This is a genomic window from Algibacter ulvanivorans, from assembly GCF_048381495.1.
Taxonomy (GTDB): Bacteria; Bacteroidota; Bacteroidia; order Flavobacteriales; family Flavobacteriaceae; genus Algibacter_B; species Algibacter_B ulvanivorans.
On sequence record NZ_JBLWGD010000002.1, the window covers coordinates 179,436 to 194,926 of the forward strand.

The 15,491-nt window shown below is 31.8% G+C and carries 17 protein-coding genes; 9 read left to right on the forward strand and 8 right to left on the reverse strand.

Features of this window, described 5'->3' with window-relative positions:
* Genes ACNG5D_RS06365 through rlmD form a run of 3 tightly spaced genes read right to left on the reverse strand, consistent with a single transcriptional unit; the run spans position 1 to position 2,741 of the window.
* Positions 1-798 (reverse strand): DUF6048 family protein, encoded by a 798-nt coding sequence (locus ACNG5D_RS06365; RefSeq protein ID WP_418182661.1) that lies wholly within the window; start codon positions 796-798, stop codon positions 1-3.
* Positions 764-1,300, reverse strand: coding sequence for a DUF6452 family protein (locus ACNG5D_RS06370; protein WP_418182662.1), 537 nt, complete (start codon positions 1,298-1,300; stop codon positions 764-766). The genes ACNG5D_RS06365 and ACNG5D_RS06370 overlap by 35 nt, the downstream gene beginning before the upstream one ends.
* Positions 1,301-1,325: 25 nt before the next feature.
* Positions 1,326-2,741, reverse strand: coding sequence for a 23S rRNA (uracil(1939)-C(5))-methyltransferase RlmD (gene rlmD / locus ACNG5D_RS06375; RefSeq protein WP_418182663.1), 1,416 nt, complete (start codon positions 2,739-2,741; stop codon positions 1,326-1,328).
* A gap of 122 nt (positions 2,742-2,863) precedes the next feature.
* Here rlmD and ACNG5D_RS06380 point away from each other — a divergent pair, with 122 nt between their 5' ends.
* The 5 genes from ACNG5D_RS06380 to rocD all read left to right on the forward strand — a co-directional run bounded on the left by ACNG5D_RS06380 (position 2,864) and on the right by rocD (position 5,679).
* On the forward strand, positions 2,864-3,091 hold the full coding sequence (locus tag ACNG5D_RS06380) for a hypothetical protein (protein ID WP_418182664.1): 228 nt from the start codon (positions 2,864-2,866) through the stop codon (positions 3,089-3,091).
* An 83-nt stretch (positions 3,092-3,174) separates the two neighbouring features.
* Entirely contained in the window at positions 3,175-3,348 is a 174-nt protein-coding gene (locus ACNG5D_RS06385; protein WP_418182665.1) for a hypothetical protein, read from the forward strand.
* 1 nt (position 3,349) lies between these two features.
* Positions 3,350-3,898 carry an RNA polymerase sigma factor gene (locus ACNG5D_RS06390; protein WP_418182666.1) on the forward strand — a complete coding sequence of 183 codons (549 nt, stop codon included), beginning with the start codon at positions 3,350-3,352 and terminating at the stop codon, positions 3,896-3,898.
* The gene (locus ACNG5D_RS06395; protein WP_418182667.1) at positions 3,888-4,274 is read left to right on the forward strand and encodes a DUF6768 family protein; all 387 of its coding nucleotides are present in this window, start codon (positions 3,888-3,890) and stop codon (positions 4,272-4,274) included. The genes ACNG5D_RS06390 and ACNG5D_RS06395 overlap by 11 nt, the downstream gene beginning before the upstream one ends.
* A 160-nt stretch (positions 4,275-4,434) precedes the next feature.
* The gene (gene rocD / locus ACNG5D_RS06400; RefSeq protein ID WP_418182668.1) at positions 4,435-5,679 is read left to right on the forward strand and encodes an ornithine--oxo-acid transaminase; all 1,245 of its coding nucleotides are present in this window, start codon (positions 4,435-4,437) and stop codon (positions 5,677-5,679) included.
* 60 nt (positions 5,680-5,739) lie between these two features.
* Here the strand turns inward: rocD and ACNG5D_RS06405 are convergent, their stop codons facing one another.
* The 3 genes from ACNG5D_RS06405 to ACNG5D_RS06415 form a co-directional block, all read right to left on the reverse strand.
* Positions 5,740-6,066, reverse strand: coding sequence for a CCC motif membrane protein (locus ACNG5D_RS06405; RefSeq protein ID WP_418182669.1), 327 nt, complete (start codon positions 6,064-6,066; stop codon positions 5,740-5,742).
* A 9-nt stretch (positions 6,067-6,075) separates the two neighbouring features.
* Complete coding sequence (locus ACNG5D_RS06410; RefSeq protein ID WP_418182670.1) at positions 6,076-6,351, reverse strand: DUF2752 domain-containing protein; 276 nt, start codon at positions 6,349-6,351, stop codon at positions 6,076-6,078.
* A gap of 65 nt (positions 6,352-6,416) precedes the next feature.
* Positions 6,417-8,309, reverse strand: a complete 1,893-nt coding sequence (locus tag ACNG5D_RS06415; protein WP_418182671.1) for a T9SS type A sorting domain-containing protein — start codon at positions 8,307-8,309, stop codon at positions 6,417-6,419.
* A gap of 194 nt (positions 8,310-8,503) precedes the next feature.
* On the opposite strand from ACNG5D_RS06415, the gene ACNG5D_RS06420 reads away from it, so the two are divergent.
* Positions 8,504-8,695 (forward strand): hypothetical protein, encoded by a 192-nt coding sequence (locus ACNG5D_RS06420; RefSeq protein WP_418182672.1) that lies wholly within the window; start codon positions 8,504-8,506, stop codon positions 8,693-8,695.
* A gap of 2 nt (positions 8,696-8,697) precedes the next feature.
* Positions 8,698-9,261: a Smr/MutS family protein gene (locus ACNG5D_RS06425; RefSeq protein ID WP_418182673.1), complete on the forward strand. Its 564-nt coding sequence runs from the start codon at positions 8,698-8,700 to the stop codon at positions 9,259-9,261.
* Here the strand turns inward: ACNG5D_RS06425 and ACNG5D_RS06430 are convergent.
* Positions 9,258-10,193 (reverse strand): hypothetical protein, encoded by a 936-nt coding sequence (locus ACNG5D_RS06430; protein ID WP_418182674.1) that lies wholly within the window; start codon positions 10,191-10,193, stop codon positions 9,258-9,260. The genes ACNG5D_RS06425 and ACNG5D_RS06430 overlap by 4 nt on opposite strands.
* 135 nt (positions 10,194-10,328) lie before the next feature.
* Between ACNG5D_RS06430 and ACNG5D_RS06435 the strand changes: the two genes are divergently transcribed.
* Together ACNG5D_RS06435 and ACNG5D_RS06440 are read left to right on the forward strand one after the other, a co-directional pair.
* Entirely contained in the window at positions 10,329-11,468 is a 1,140-nt protein-coding gene (locus ACNG5D_RS06435) for a cysteine desulfurase family protein (RefSeq protein ID WP_418182675.1), read from the forward strand.
* 108 nt (positions 11,469-11,576) lie between these two features.
* Positions 11,577-13,019, forward strand: coding sequence for a cell wall anchor protein (locus ACNG5D_RS06440; protein WP_418182676.1), 1,443 nt, complete (start codon positions 11,577-11,579; stop codon positions 13,017-13,019).
* Positions 13,020-13,030: 11 nt separating this feature from the next.
* On the opposite strand, the gene ACNG5D_RS06445 is transcribed toward ACNG5D_RS06440, so the two are convergent.
* On the reverse strand, positions 13,031-15,490 hold the full coding sequence (locus tag ACNG5D_RS06445) for a TonB-dependent receptor (RefSeq protein WP_418182677.1): 2,460 nt from the start codon (positions 15,488-15,490) through the stop codon (positions 13,031-13,033).
* Between the last annotated feature and the right edge of the window lies 1 nt (position 15,491).

Genomic DNA, 15,491 nt, shown 5'->3' on the forward strand with positions numbered 1-15,491 from the left:
TTAAGACCTGTTTCTTGGTATAGATCCAGACGGTCTGTCTGGTTTAGTAAACTCTACTGGTTTAGATGTTTTAGCCTTTTTAAAAAGCGGGATTCTATAGGCTAAAAAGTAACTATAACCAACACCAATACTACTGCTGTCGTAAGTTTTTCCAAAGCCAGGAATATAAACGTTATCAAAATTATTAGGAATTGTTTGCCTAACAGACATTTTTAATTGTACGTTTAAGCCTAGGTATAAGTTGTTTACTAATTCGGCTTTCATACCTAAAATAACCTCGGCCCAAAAAGCAGTTAAACCTTTTATTTCTTGTTTGTTGTTTGATGTTAATTGAGGGTGCCAATATTGGTCTATGCTATATACTGTAAAACTATTTAAGTCGTGGCTAAAGGAACTGGCACCAACTCTAAAACCAGCATAAATCATGTTGTCCATGTTTAACCAGTTTTGGTACATATTAAAATCTATACCTCCTTTAATATAGCTTCCTTTTGTGGTGATGTTTAAATAATCGTTAATGGTGTTTTTTTCTTCAAAACCAATTTCGCCAGCTATGTATAGTTTTTCTTTTAAACGATAATCTGCCATAATTTCAAAACCAGAATAATCATCATCTAAAAAAGTACGAGCTAGCTTACCAATATCGCCTCCAACTCGAAGTCCGTATTTAAGTTTAATAGTTTTAGCGTTGTTTGTTGCATCTGTAATACTATCATTTTGTGCATTTATAAACCCACAAAACAAAAGCATACTTATTATGTTACTAATGCGATATATTAAAGTGTGTTGTGGTTTCATCTTCTACAGATTGGTTATCGGTTAATGGTGTTCTAGAAAGCATCCAGTTATCAGGGTCATCAACAATAGTTAGTGTTACATTTTTAAAAACAGTTTTAAAGCCACAGGCACGAGAAACAAAAACTTGCTCTCTACTGTAATTAATTTCTATTAAATCTTGGTTGCCTTCAATAAAATCATCAGAGCTGTCATCTGGCGTTCCATTATCATTAATAGAGGCTTCTTTAATTAAAAAATACCGGGTGGTGTTATCTGTTGTTTTTAGAGGTAAAACAACATTGTTGGTGTCTGTAAAGTAATATTCAGTTAAAAACTCGTCATTATCAACGCCAATAACAACTAAATCAAATACATTTTTTTTAATGTCATTGTCTTCAGAATCTAAAAAATCGATAATTAATCGGGGTGTTGTAGATGTTGAACCTGGACAAATATCATCGCGTTCGCAACTATAGTTTCCAACTATAATAAGAATAATAACAAGTAGGCTTATTTTTTTCATCAATATTTTAATATTGTTTATGTGTTTAGCGCTTTTCCAAAAGTACAACATTTTCTACATGAAATGTTTGCGGAAACATATCGACGGCTTGGGTTTTTATTACTTTATATTGGGCATCCATTAAAGCTAAATCTCTTGCTTGTGTTGCGCTATTACAACTAACATATACCACTCGTTTTGGGGCAATGTTAAGTATTTGTTGTACAACATCTTTATGCATGCCATCTCTTGGAGGGTCTGTTATTATTACATCGGGTTGCCCGTGGGTTTCAATAAATGTGTTGTTAAAAACCTGTTTCATGTCTCCAACAAAGAATTGAACGTTATTAATGTTATTTAATTGTGCATTTTCTTTGGCAGCAGTTATGGCATCTGGTACAGACTCGACACCAATAACTTTTTTTGCTTGTTTAGCAACAAACTGGGCAATGGTTCCTGTGCCAGTATATAAATCGTACACTAATTCGTTGCCAGATAAGCCAGCAAAATCTCTTGTAATTTTATAAAGCTCGAATGCTTGGTTGGAGTTGGTTTGGTAAAACGATTTGGCATTAATTTTAAATTTTAAGCCTTCCATTTCTTCAAAAATATGGTCGTTACCTTTGTAACATATAACGTCTTGATCGTAAATGGTATCGTTTGCTTTTCCGTTAATAACGTATTGTAAAGAGGTTACTTGAGGAAAGGTGTTGGCTATAAAGTCAAGTATTAATTCGCGTTTGGTTTTGTCTTCTTTAAAAAATTGTATTAAAACCATAACATCTCCAGTTGTAGATGTTCTAATCATCATGGTTCTTAACAACCCTGTTTGATTTCGTGTATTAAAAAACGCTAAATTATTTTTAATAGCAAATTCCTTTACAGCGTTTCTTATAGCGTTTGAAGGATCGGCCTGTAAATGACATTTTTTTACGTCAAGAATTTTGTCCCACATGCCTGGAATATGAAATCCTAGAGCATTTCTGTCGCCTAAATCTTTATCAGATTGTATTTCTTCAAGTGTTAACCATCGGCTATCGCTAAACGAAAACTCCATTTTGTTTCTATAAAAATATTGCTCTTTAGATCCTAAAATAGGAGTTACCTCAGGTAATTCAATATGCCCAATACGGGTTAAGTTATTAGTAACTTCTTTTTGCTTGTAAAACAATTGGTGTTTATAAGCCATATGTTGCCATTTACAACCACCACAAGTGCCAAAATGTTGGCAAGCAGCTTCAGTTCTTTTATCAGAAAGTTTATGGAATACGGTTGCTTTGCCCTCGTAATACGCTTTTCGTTTTTTAAAAGTTTGCACATCAACTACATCGCCAGGTACAGCATTGGGCAGAAAAATAACTTTTCCGTCTGGTGCTTTTGCTACTGTTTTTCCTTTAGCGCCAGCATCAACAACTTCTACGCTTTCAAAAACCTGTTTTCTTTGTTTACTTCTTCTTGACATGCTGCAAAAATAATAATAGCCAGAAATAAAAGTCTATTTATTTCTATTAACTTTAAAAGGAATTTTAAAATTAATTAAAAAAAAAGTGAACCTTTTAGCTTTTTTACAGTCTTTAAAGTAAAATGGAAGTTGTAAACGTACATAAAAGAACAATTAATTTACCTAAGACCGAAGTTGCTAAATTGTTAAAAACCATAGCTACCAAAAACGATAAAGTTTGGCCAAAAAATAATTGGCCGCCAATACGCTTTAAAAATGGTTTTAAAGAGGGCGAAAAAGGAGGGCATGGTATAATTCGTTATACTTTAGAAGTGTTAGATCCAGATAAAATAATAATATTTAGATTTTAAAACCCGAAGGATTTAATGGTATTCATAAATTTGAAATCAAATCAGTTAATAAAAAAAATACCGAAATAAAGCATAGTATTATTATGAAAACAGGACCAATAGCAACTATAAAATGGATACTTGCAATTAAATGGTTACATGATGCTTTAATAGAAAATGCTTTCGATACTATTGAAAATAATTACTTAAAAAATAAAAAACATACTAAATGGAGTTTTTGGGTAAAATTATGGCGATTTATATTAAGTAGAACTTAAAGTGAAAAATAGAAAAGCTAATAACGGGGTGTTGGTGCGACAGTTTCAGTCGGGAAACAAAAATGCATTAGCAAAATTGGTAAAGTTATGGCACAAAACGTTTTGCGAAAAAGCGTACTGGATAGTTAAAGATGCCGACGTAGCTAAAGATATAGCTCAAGATACTTGGAGTGTTGTTATTAATAAAGTAAACCAATTAAAAACACCCGAAAACTTTGGAAATTGGGCTTTACGAATAGTTTATACCAAATCTTTAAATTGGATTAAGGCTAATAAGCAATTGCAAAATAATATAAATTATAATAGTTGTGAGCAGGAAGTTTTTTATGATGATGATAATGAAGCATCAAAAAAAACAGAACTTTTAAAAACTATAAAAACATTACCAGAGCAGCAACAAGCTGTAATTCACTTGTTTTATTTGCAAGATTATTCGTTAAAAGAAATTAGTGTTTTATTGAATATTTCTGAAGGTACCGTTAAATCTAGATTATTTCATGCTAGAGAAAAGTTAAAACAAATTTTAAAAACTAAAAGTTATGAAAAGTGATAAAGAAAGTATTGATAAACTAATAAAAGAAACACTTACAGAAGAAGAAGCTAAATTTTATGAAAGTTTAGACGAACAAAATGTTCTTGAAATGATTTTTGGATTATTTAAAGGCAAAAATAAATGGATACTAGTAATAATGAATGTAATGACCTTAGTGTTTTTTGCGCTATTTATTTATTGTTTAATACAATTTTTTAACGTAGAAACCACAAAAGAATTACTAAAATGGGGCTTAGGCAGCATTGTATTTTTGCTAGGTGTAAGTATGTTAAAAGTGTTTGCTTGGATGCAAATGGATAAAAATGCTATTATGAGAGAACTTAAAAGGCTAGAGTTGCAAGTATCATCGTTGTCTGGTAGAATGTCAGAATAAGGTTTTAAGAAGTAATTATATTTTATTAATTTCGCAATTCCTAGGGATGATTTCTCTCCCACGCTGCTTTTTCGACTCTTCGAAAGAATAAAGGTACAGAAGGAATGGTTATTTTTTAAATATCCATTTGTTTGGATATAAACTTTTAAAATTTTTTAAAATGGCTGTTTTAAACCAATTAACTTCGCAACAAGCGATAGATTTAGAAAACAAGTATGGTGCACACAATTACCATCCGTTACCTGTAGTTTTAAACAGGGGAGAAGGTGTGTATGTATGGGATGTTGAAGGTAAAAAGTATTACGATTTTTTATCGGCTTATTCTGCTGTAAACCAAGGGCATTGCCACCCTAAAATTGTTAATGCCATGACGCAACAAGCCCAAACACTAACATTAACCTCTAGAGCATTTCATAATGATATATTAGGGAAATACGAGAAATTTGCTTGCGAGTTTTTTGGATTTGACAAACTTTTGCCAATGAATACTGGTGCCGAAGCTGTAGAAACAGCCTTGAAACTTTGTAGAAAATGGGCTTACGAAGTAAAAGGTATTGATGAAAATAAAGCCGAAATTATAGTTTGCGAAAATAACTTTCATGGTAGAACAACAACTATAATCTCATTTTCAAACGATCCTGTTGCTCGTAAAAATTTTGGGCCTTATACCAACGGATTTATAAAAATAGAATATAATAACCTTGAAGCCTTAGAAAATGCTTTAAAAAATAATGCTAATGTAGGTGGTTTTCTAGTAGAGCCTATTCAAGGCGAGGCTGGTGTTTATGTGCCAAGCGAAAATTATTTGCAAAAAGCAAAAGCACTTTGCGAAAAATATAATGTATTATTTATTGCAGATGAAGTACAAACAGGAATTGCACGTACTGGAAAATTATTGGCTGTAGATCATGAAAATGTAAAACCAGATGTATTAATTCTTGGTAAAGCTATAAGTGGTGGTGTATACCCGGTATCTGCAGTTTTAGCAAATAATAATGTAATGAATGTTATTAAACCTGGAAACCACGGTAGTACATTTGGCGGCAACCCTGTTGCTGCAGCTGTTGCCATTGCAGCTTTAGAGGTTGTAAAAGATGAAAATCTTGCCGAAAACGCATCAAAGTTAGGAGATTTGTTTAGAAGTGAATTAAATACATATATACAAACAAGTAAAATTGTAAACTTAGTAAGAGGTAAAGGCTTGCTTAATGCTATTGTAATTAATGATGATGAAGAAAGTGATACCGCTTGGAATATATGCTTGGCATTACGCGATAATGGCTTATTAGCTAAGCCAACGCATGGTAATATAATTCGTTTTGCACCACCTTTAGTAATGAATGAAGAACAATTGTTAGATTGTGTATCTATAATTGTAAAAACTTTAAAGCAATTTGAAAAGTAATTATTTATCAGGTATAAAATAAAAAAGGCGACCATTTGGTCGCCTTTTTTATTAATTCTGTTATTGATTTTGCATTTGCTCCATCATTTCTTGCGATTGTATCATTAACTCATCCCAACCAACAGTAGAAATTCTATAAATTGTCATGACCAAGTATAGTAAGTTTACTATTAAAATAACCATGGCAACAGTTTTTGCTGTATTCATAGCCTTTATACTAGAAGCATCAAAGTTTTCTGGGTTTAATTTTACTTCTTTTAACTTATTGTGTGCTATAAATAAAGCAACACCAGCTAGAATAAAGCCTAAACCACCAAAGCAGCAGCATAAAAGACCTAGTATTGCTAAAACGTAAACAAGAGTTGGATTGAGTTTTTGTTGTTCCATGTGTAATTTTTAATTGATTATTTTAATAATATAACTTGTTATAATTGTAACCACAGTTAAAATAGCTAAAGTGCCAATTATTTTATTTGAATGTTTAAATTTAAAGAAAAAATTTATTCCTATAAATAAAAATAAAGTAATTAAACTATAAATAGCTGGATACATTTTAAAAGCAGCAATAAACTCGCCTTTAAAAATTAATGCTAGTGCTCGTTGTATGCCACACCCCATGCAATCAACTCCAAGAAGCTTTTTGTTTAGGCAAGGTAGCATGTATTCTTCCATAATTTATTAACGCAAAATGATATAGCTAAAATACTAAAAGGAGGATTAAGAAATGTAAAAGTATTTTAATTTTTGTTTGAAATGATAACTTTTTTGCTGAAAACCTGGTTGTTGCCTAAGTTAATTTTTACAATATAAACACCATCACTAAACAATTTTGTGGAATAAGAATGTTTATTTGCATTAGAAGATAAATGGTCTGTTAAAATTTCTTTTCCAGAAGCATCAAACAAGCTTAACGATTCAATATTTAAACGGTTGTGGTTAAATATATTTAATTGAGAAATGGAGTTGTTTTGAAACACTTTAAAGTTTTTCGTGATGTTTTCGGTTGTATTTAAAGTGCTATTCTGCTTGAATGTTACCTCAAAACGGTTATTGTAAATACCTTTATTTAACGTTATATTAAAGGCGCCATGTTTTATGTTTGTATAAGTCTGGTTTTCGTTATCGTAAATGTAAACTTCTACCAGTTCTGGCACATCTTTTAATTTGTGTATTTTAATATTAAATTGGGTGTTATCAGCAGATACCTTTAAGCCTAATGGTAATCTTGTGTCTTCATTATAGTTAATAGATTTAATAACTAGCTCTTTATTGTTAGATATTAAATATGCATCGTTACTTAGCTCGTTAATATTAGCGCCATCAAAAAAACGATTAAACGTATTATTATTGGGTGTGTTTTTTCTAAAAGCTATTACGTTTTCTTTATAAAATGTATTATTTATATGCGTGTGTATTTTTATTTCTGGAATTATAGTTGGTTGCTCTAAAATAGATTTATAATCAATTCCATTATGAGACATAGCAACAGTTTTTTTATTGGTTTTTCCTGTTTTAGCTTGTTTAGTTTTGCTAAAAACAGAACCGTCGCCTGAAGGTGTAGAATCTTCTGGTAAATACAGTCGCATAGCATTGTTAAAAGTTACATTACCACCTAAACCATTGCTTTGTATTAAAAAGCCTTGCCCAACAGCAGCAAAGCGTCTTGAGTTGTTAGTACTAAAATCGGTTGTATTTCCTGTAGTGTTGGTGTTTCCGCTTCCGTCAGCATTATAATTTTGAAAAGGAGCTATTGTATAGGTGCCGTTATCAGATAAATTACTTAAATCTCCTGGCGTATATACCCCATAACCGCCTTCGTAATATTCTAAATAATGAGTGTTAGTTTGTTTTTGTTCCCAAAAAAATATATCTCCACTAATAACGGTATTTGTACCAGTTCCGCCATCAAGTACACTAGTATTTTCAATAATAAACTTCTTTAAATCTAAAGCAGATGGGTAAGGGTTTCCTGTTAAAGTAACAACAGTATTAGGTGTGCCAGAAGGTTGATTGTCTATACCATCAAAAGTACAGCTAATTGTAATTGTACCATTATTTGGTCTACCTCTAAAATCTAATACATTGTTAGGGTTTGGGCTTCCTTTTAGTGTAAAACCGTAACCAGTTTCAGTATCTCCAGTATCAAAAATTTGTTTCCAACTGTAATAACCTTCACCATCTTTTAAAGAGTATAACCAGTAGTTTGATAGCTGTGTGGTTGTGCCTTCGTATGCTGTTGTATATAAATAAGGAGTAGAAGAGACATTGGCTAAATCTGTATCGTCTGCAGGATCGTGTATGGTAGAACCGTTAAAATTTACATTAGTATTTAGCGAAGTATCTGAAACTCCAACAGGAGAACAAAAATAGTTGTATTCGTATACACCAGTTGTTTGGTTTTGATATATGGATAATTCTCCCGAATCAGAATTTTTTATATCTGCTTCTTGAACAAGTTGCGCATTTCCTCTAAAATAAAGATTAGAAGTAGGGGTTTCAAGCCTTATATCGTTATTTACATATAATACCACGTCTTGTGCATATAAATAACTATTGTCATCAACATATAAATCTTGACTAAAAGCTAAGTTGAAGCTTAGAATAAAGAAAAGTATTGTTTTTTTTAGCATAAATTTAAAAGAAGCGATATTTTAATTAATACAAATATAAGTAAATATTTTCAAATGTTACAATTTGTCGATTATATGTGAATTTTGTCGGTGTTTTATTGGCGTGATATTTATTGATATAACTATTTAAAGATATATTTTTTAATGATATTTGCAAAGACTATTACATTGTTATTTTAGATAATTTTTTTTGTATGAAATACTTAAATTATATTTTTATTATTATTGGTGCTTTTGTTGCTATGTATGCTAAAATAGGTACTAACCAAAACCAATATATACTTATTGGAGGTATTGTTTTACTTATGGTTGGTGTTTATAGGGTTTCTAAAAGTATACCAAGTAAAAATGTAGAAGATAATGAGGATAATCCTGAGCATAAATAGTTATGGCGTTTAAAGAGGGCGATTATGTTTTGGTTTTAGATGAAGACTTGTCTGGTGTTATTATTAAAATTACAAATAATGTTATTTCTATAGAAACTGATGATGGCTTTTTGTTAGATTTTGATGCCAAAGAGTTAGTTTTGAAGGGTAATAAGGCGTCGATAGCTTCTCAAATATTTTCGAATTCTAGTTTAGATGCTGTAGTGTCTGAAAAAGAAATTCCTAAACGAAAAAATAAGCCTAAAACTAGAGCTAAAGATAGGTATGAGCCTACTATGGAGGTAGATTTGCATATTCATCAGTTAGTAAAATCTTATAAAGGTATGTCTAATCACGACATGTTAACATTACAATTAGATACCGCTAAGCATAAGCTAGAATACGCAATACAAAAACGCATACAAAAAATTGTGTTTATCCACGGTGTAGGCGAGGGTGTTTTAAAAATGGAGTTAGAGTATTTGTTTGGCAGATATAGTAATGTTAAATATTACGATGCTAATTACCAAAAATATGGTTTAGGGGCAACCGAGGTTTATATTTACCAAAATGCCAACAAAAATTAAGGAAAGTCTGGTGTTACTTTTCTTGAGCTTGTGGTATTACTATCACTTAATACTCCAAAATTAAAAACATCAAGAGAAATTATTTCCAAATCAAAATTAGAAATTTCTAGCGTTACTAAATAGCTTTGTGTAATGGTGTGTTCTCTGTAGGCTGTGGCTACTGGAGTCTCTTCATTAGCTACATCTTTGTTTAGGTAATCTGGACCAAATTCGCTTACAGAAATATCGTTAGCAGGGTTTTGGTCTTGGCTATCATTTTCTTCATTTCTAGTATCAATACCATCGCCATCATCATCGGTGTCTAAATAATCTGGAGTTCCATCATTATCAGTATCTAAGGCATCACTTAAATCGCCATCGCCATTTGGGTCTGGGTCTTCGTTTTTAGTTAAAACATTGTCGCCATCATCATCGGCATCAATATAATCTGGTAAGCCATCGCCATCGGTATCTTGGGCATCATCATAGTTGCCATCGCCATTAGGGTCGCGGTTTTCTAATTCGGCAGGAATACCATCATTATCATCTTCAGTTAGTACAGTTTTTAATATTGCATTACCACTAGTACTTTCTATATCTTGTGTAATTTTAATTTCAGAATTGGGTATTACGCTGCAAAATAAATTATTGGGTAAAGAGGTATTGCTGTAGGTGCGGTAATTAAAAGGGTTTGTTGTGCTTATGGTATAAGTTTCTTCAAAAACACCAAATTCGTCAACATTAAAAATATCTTCTAGGTTAACATTATCTAATTTTAATGATAAAGATTCAGAAGGATCTTCTTTAGTTTTATAAAAAACCAAAGCATCTCCACCATCACAAGCTTCAAAACTGTTATCAAAATCTAGATCGACAGTAATAACATCTCCATCATCGCAAGAACTAAGAAAAAAAATATTTAATAAAATAAATACAGAAAATAATTTACGCATTGCATTTGGGTTTTAGGCAAAAGTAATAGAATTGTTATTTATAACGTTGGTTATTGCTAATAATTTTATTTCAAGTATTTTTGATGTATAAAAGCGGTTAAAGTTTATATGGCTTTACGTTAAAAAAGAAATATAATGAAATCTGTTTATTTTGATAATGCAGCAACTACTCCAATGCGAGAAGAAGTTATAAATGCTATAACAGAGATTATGAGGAGTAATTATGGTAACCCCTCGTCTTCGCACAGTATTGGAAGGGCTTCTAAGGCTTTAATAGAAAAATCTAGAAAAGTAATTGCTAGTTGTTTAAACGTTTCGGCAAGCGAAATTATTTTTACTTCTGGAGGTACAGAGGCAGATAATTTAATTTTATGTAGTGCTGTAAAAGATTTGGGAGTAAAGCATATTATTACTTCTAAAATAGAGCATCATGCTGTTTTGCATACTGTAGAAAACTTAAAAGCAAACTTTAATATTCAAGTGAGTTATGTAAACATAAATCCAAACGGCGAAATAGATTATACACATTTGGAGTTGTTACTTAAAAATGATGCTAAAACATTAGTAAGTTTAATGCATATTAATAACGAAATAGGCACTATTTTAAATGTTAAGCAAGTTGCTGGGTTGTGTAAAACGCATAATGCTTTATTTCATAGCGATGCCGTACAATCTGTTGGGCATTATAAAGTAGATTTACAAGATGTACAAATAGATTTTTTAGCAGCATCGGCACATAAATTTCATGGCCCAAAAGGTGTTGGGTTTGCTTTTGTTAGAAAAAACTCGGGTTTAAAAGCTTTAATTGTTGGTGGCGAGCAGGAACGTGGTTTACGTGCTGGTACAGAGAGTGTTCATAATATAGTAGGTGCCGAAAAAGCTTTGAAAATAGCTAATGATAATTTGGAAAGCGAAATGACTTATACCAAAACTATAAAACAATATTTTATAAATAAAATAAACGCCGAAATTCCAGAAGCTAAGTTTAACGGTTGTTCGGGTAATTTAAAAAACAGCACTTATACGCTTGTTAATGTTTGTTTGCCTATAGAGCCTAAACAAGCAGCCATGTTGTTATTTCAGTTAGATTTAAAAGGAATTGCTTGTTCTAAAGGAAGTGCTTGCCAAAGTGGAAGCTCATTAAAATCGCATGTTTTGGCCGAAATTTTAAATAATGAAGATTTAGAAAAGCCATCTATTCGTTTTTCATTTAGTAAATATAATACTACTGAAGAAGTCGATTATGTGATAAATGTTTTAAAAGAATTTCTTTAAAGGTTTTAACTAGAATAATATAGAAAAAGAAATAATGCAATAAATATATTACTTTTTTAGTATATTTGTAATAAGTCTCACACATTTTAACCTCAAATTTATAATGTTATGAGATATAGGTATGCCCTTTTTTTATTTATAGTTCTTATTATTTTACCTTTAAATATTTATGCCCAAATTGGTATGGGCAATACTAATCCGCATGCTTCTTCTATTTTAGATATAACCTCTACTACAAAAGGTGTTTTAACTCCAAGAATGACTTCATTGCAACGTGTTGCAATAACATCTCCAGCAGATGGTTTGTTGGTTTATGATACAGATGAAGGTGCGTTTTATTATTTTGAAAACACTATTTGGAATAAGATGGAAGGTAAAACTAGAGATAATTATAAACTAGTTAAAAATGTTTCCGATTTAGCAGACGAGCTTGCTGCAGGAGGAGGTACCTCTTATTTGTTAACTTCAAATACTTATTATGAAATTAATGGAAATATAACCTTAGCTTTCCCTATAACCCTTAACGATGCATATATATCTGGTTTAGATGCAGGAGAAGATAAATTGATTAGATCGGGAGGTGATATATTTTCAGGTTCAAGCGGCGGATTTGTAAGAAACCTAACTCTAGAAGCTAGTGGTATGGGCTCGGCCGTTTTTAATTTAACAGGCACAGGTGTAGAGGCCTTAATTTTTCAAAACTGTATAGTAAGCGACTCTGGTAGCGTTGGAAGTATTTCAAATTTCGGACTTGCATTTTTTAATATAGTCCAGTTTATAAATAATTCCGATGGTATTTCATTCACAAACATTTATAGTTTACTTTTAAGTAATTTAGGGTGGTTTGGAAATAATGCGGGCACATACGAAACTTATACAGGAAACTTTAATTTAATAGAGAAAGTTAGTGGGTTTTCAATTGTTCCTCCAGGAGCAGTTGGTTTAGATGTAAGTGCTAATCCTACAGTTGGCGCAGGAGTAATTTCTGGCACACCATTTACCGGACCTGGCACACACGTTATTGGTTATACTGCTGGCTCTTATACTAATTATTTTTTTAGTAATAATTGGAATGTAAATTGCCCTGGCTTAAAAGTTGAAAACGATGTAAGCGCTGCAGCAAATTTTTATTTTAATGGTACAATAACAACAGGTTTTGTACAAAGTATAACTAATGGTACAGCGGTTCCTATACAAGGTAATGGAACTTTTACAGCAACTAATTTATTTAGATTTACCGATGTTGGAGGAAATCGTTTAGTATATGATGGTATTGAAGATAGATCGTTTCAAGTTAATGCTTCATTGTCAGTTCGAGTTACAGGGGCAGCTGGTAATTTTTATGCTATTGTTTTTTATAAAAATGGCACCCAAATTACAGAATCTAATGCTGTGGTTTATGTAGATAGTGATACACAAATTCAAAACGTTGCTATTACAGCCGAAGTAAATTTATCTAATGGAGATTATATTGAGGTATACACACAACGCTTAACAGGATCTGGAACAGATTCTTTTATCGTTTTTTCTGAAAATGTAAGTATTAATTAAGGTTTAGAAAATTAAAATTTCATTGTTGTTCTTACATTAAAAACACGAGGTGTTAAGTAATTTGGAATAGCAATTTGGCGTTTACTACTTACATCTCTTACCCATGTATTGGTTATGGAGTTTTGTACATCGAAAATATTAAATATTTCAAACCCAAAAGAGAGTTCTTTAAAAGGTTTTTTCCAGCCGTTATTAAATTGTTTTTTAGCGTCTACTAGTACATACTGTAAACCAAAATCGGCTCGTTTGTATGATGGTAGCCTATTTTGAAATTCGTAAGGATTGGCATAACTAGGCGAGCCACCAGGTAATCCTGTATTAAAAACCATGTTTAAATACATTTTTACATTAGGCATGTTTGGTACATAATCTTGAAAAAGGGCAGCAAACTTTAAGCGTTGGTCTGTAGGTCTAGATATGTAGCCATTATCATCAATATTTTCTTCAGTTTTTAAATAACCAAAACTTAACCACGATTCAGTTCCAGGAACAAACTCGCCATTTAATCGCATGTCTAATCCGTAGGCATAAGCTTTAGCATTATTGTTTGCGGCATACCTAATTCTAACATTTTCTAGGGTATAAGGGTTAACATCGGTTAAGTTTTTATAATACGCTTCCGATGTTAGTTTAAAAGGTCTACCCCACATTTTAAAACTATAATCGTTACCTAATACTAAATGAAAAGATTTTTGAGCTTTTACTTTGGGTTGAATTATACCATTGGCATTACGAAGTTCTCTATAAAAAGGTGGTTGGTAGTATAAACCAGCGGCAACTCTAAAAAGCATATCTTTTTTCCAGTATGGTTTTATGGCAAACTGTGCACGAGGGCTAAAAACTGTTTGATTTGAAGAAGAAATATTTTGACCGCTTACAGACCAACTATGGGCACGTACACCTGCATTATACCAAACATCGCTACTTCCTAAAGTACTGCGTTTACTCCATTGAGCGTAAGCTTGAAAACGATTAATTTGTGTGTTATTTGTAGCTCTTACGTTTTGAAAAGGTACTAATGGCCCTGTAAAAGCTTCGTAGGGTTGCTCGTTTGTAGTTGTTTTTGGAGGTCTTACAGAAAACCCTGCCGAGTCTATAGTTTCCCATTCTACTAAACGGTCTCTAATATCTTCGTTGGTATATTTTATGGACCACTCAAACCTATTGTCGTTAACTTTAAAATCGCCTTTGTGCTCAATATTTGTAATAAGGGCATCTAAATCATTTCTTCCATGGTTAAGTTGGCTACCAATACCTTGGCTAAATTCTACTTCACCTAAGTTTTCATCACCAATATTACTATTAACTTCTCCTAGTCTGTATTGTGCTAAAATGTCAAAATATTCTTCTTCAGTAGTGTGATATGTCGAGGCAATGAAGTGTAATGTTAAGTCGTTATTTACAAAATAAGAGCCTTTAAAAGCACCAAAAAGAGTTTCGTATCTATCTTTTTCTTGCCCATCATAAAACACTAATAATGCTACAGGGTCGCTTAAAGTACCAAAATTAGTTTGGCGTGTTTGTGGTTTAAAATTGTATTTGTTTATTGAGGCACTACCTAAAAAACTTAAATGAAATTTGTTAGAAAATTTATATTTAAAGTAACCTTGGGCATCGGCAAAGGTGGGTTTAAAATTGGTTTCGGTTTCTTTAGCATTTACCAGTAAGCTATTATCTCTATATCTAAGCCCAACAATACTTGTAAATTTTGAATCTTTACTAATGTTTTCAACAGAAAGGCTTCCGCCAAGTAAGCTTAAATCGGCATTAATTTCAAACTGGTAAGGTGTTTTATAGGTAATATCTAAAACAGATGATAATTTGTCGCCATATTTTGCTTGAAAGCCACCAGCCGAAAAATCTACATTTTGTACTAAGTTTGTATTTACAAAACTTAAACCTTCTTGTTGCCCAGATCGAACTAAAAAAGGACGATAAACTTCTATGCCGTTTACATAAACTAAATTCTCGTCGTAATTACCACCACGAACCGAGTATTGAGTACTTAACTCATTATTGTTGCTAACGCCAGGAAGTGTTAATAATAGGTTTTCTACTCCAGCATTGGCTCCGGGTATTTTTCTTAAAACAGCAGGTTTTATAGTTATAATACCTTCAACATCTTTTTTTCTGTTGCTAGTTACAATTACGGTTGCAATTTGCTCTATAGATGTGCTCATTACAGGGTTAAACTCTAATTCTTCACCGTTTTTTAAGTTAAATGTGCTTACTATTTTTTTGTGAGACAGATGTGTAAACTCTAAAGTAATATTCTTGTTTGAAGGCACAGAAATGCTATAAAAACCATTAACATTGGTTGTTGTTCCAGAATTATTGATTTTAATGCTTACTTTTTCAATAGGAGCATTGTTTTCGTTTAAAATAATACCTTTAATAGTTGCATTTTGAGCAAAACTTAGTGGAAATATTGCAAAAAGCAGGATGGTTGTTAATAGTTGGTTAGCCTTCAAT

Coding starts and splice junctions, on each gene's coding strand:
- ACNG5D_RS06440 (WP_418182676.1), top strand. CDS start 11,577: ATGAGATATAGGTATGCCCTTTTTTTATTTATAGTTCTTATTATTTTA.
- rlmD (WP_418182663.1), bottom strand. CDS start 2,741: ATGTCAAGAAGAAGTAAACAAAGAAAACAGGTTTTTGAAAGCGTAGAA.
- ACNG5D_RS06415 (WP_418182671.1), bottom strand. CDS start 8,309: ATGCTAAAAAAAACAATACTTTTCTTTATTCTAAGCTTCAACTTAGCT.
- ACNG5D_RS06365 (WP_418182661.1), bottom strand. CDS start 798: ATGAAACCACAACACACTTTAATATATCGCATTAGTAACATAATAAGT.
- ACNG5D_RS06370 (WP_418182662.1), bottom strand. CDS start 1,300: ATGAAAAAAATAAGCCTACTTGTTATTATTCTTATTATAGTTGGAAAC.
- ACNG5D_RS06395 (WP_418182667.1), top strand. CDS start 3,888: ATGAAAAGTGATAAAGAAAGTATTGATAAACTAATAAAAGAAACACTT.
- ACNG5D_RS06430 (WP_418182674.1), bottom strand. CDS start 10,193: ATGCGTAAATTATTTTCTGTATTTATTTTATTAAATATTTTTTTTCTT.
- rocD (WP_418182668.1), top strand. CDS start 4,435: ATGGCTGTTTTAAACCAATTAACTTCGCAACAAGCGATAGATTTAGAA.
- ACNG5D_RS06385 (WP_418182665.1), top strand. CDS start 3,175: ATGAAAACAGGACCAATAGCAACTATAAAATGGATACTTGCAATTAAA.
- ACNG5D_RS06420 (WP_418182672.1), top strand. CDS start 8,504: ATGAAATACTTAAATTATATTTTTATTATTATTGGTGCTTTTGTTGCT.
- ACNG5D_RS06405 (WP_418182669.1), bottom strand. CDS start 6,066: ATGGAACAACAAAAACTCAATCCAACTCTTGTTTACGTTTTAGCAATA.
- ACNG5D_RS06435 (WP_418182675.1), top strand. CDS start 10,329: ATGAAATCTGTTTATTTTGATAATGCAGCAACTACTCCAATGCGAGAA.
- ACNG5D_RS06425 (WP_418182673.1), top strand. CDS start 8,698: ATGGCGTTTAAAGAGGGCGATTATGTTTTGGTTTTAGATGAAGACTTG.
- ACNG5D_RS06380 (WP_418182664.1), top strand. CDS start 2,864: ATGGAAGTTGTAAACGTACATAAAAGAACAATTAATTTACCTAAGACC.
- ACNG5D_RS06410 (WP_418182670.1), bottom strand. CDS start 6,351: ATGGAAGAATACATGCTACCTTGCCTAAACAAAAAGCTTCTTGGAGTT.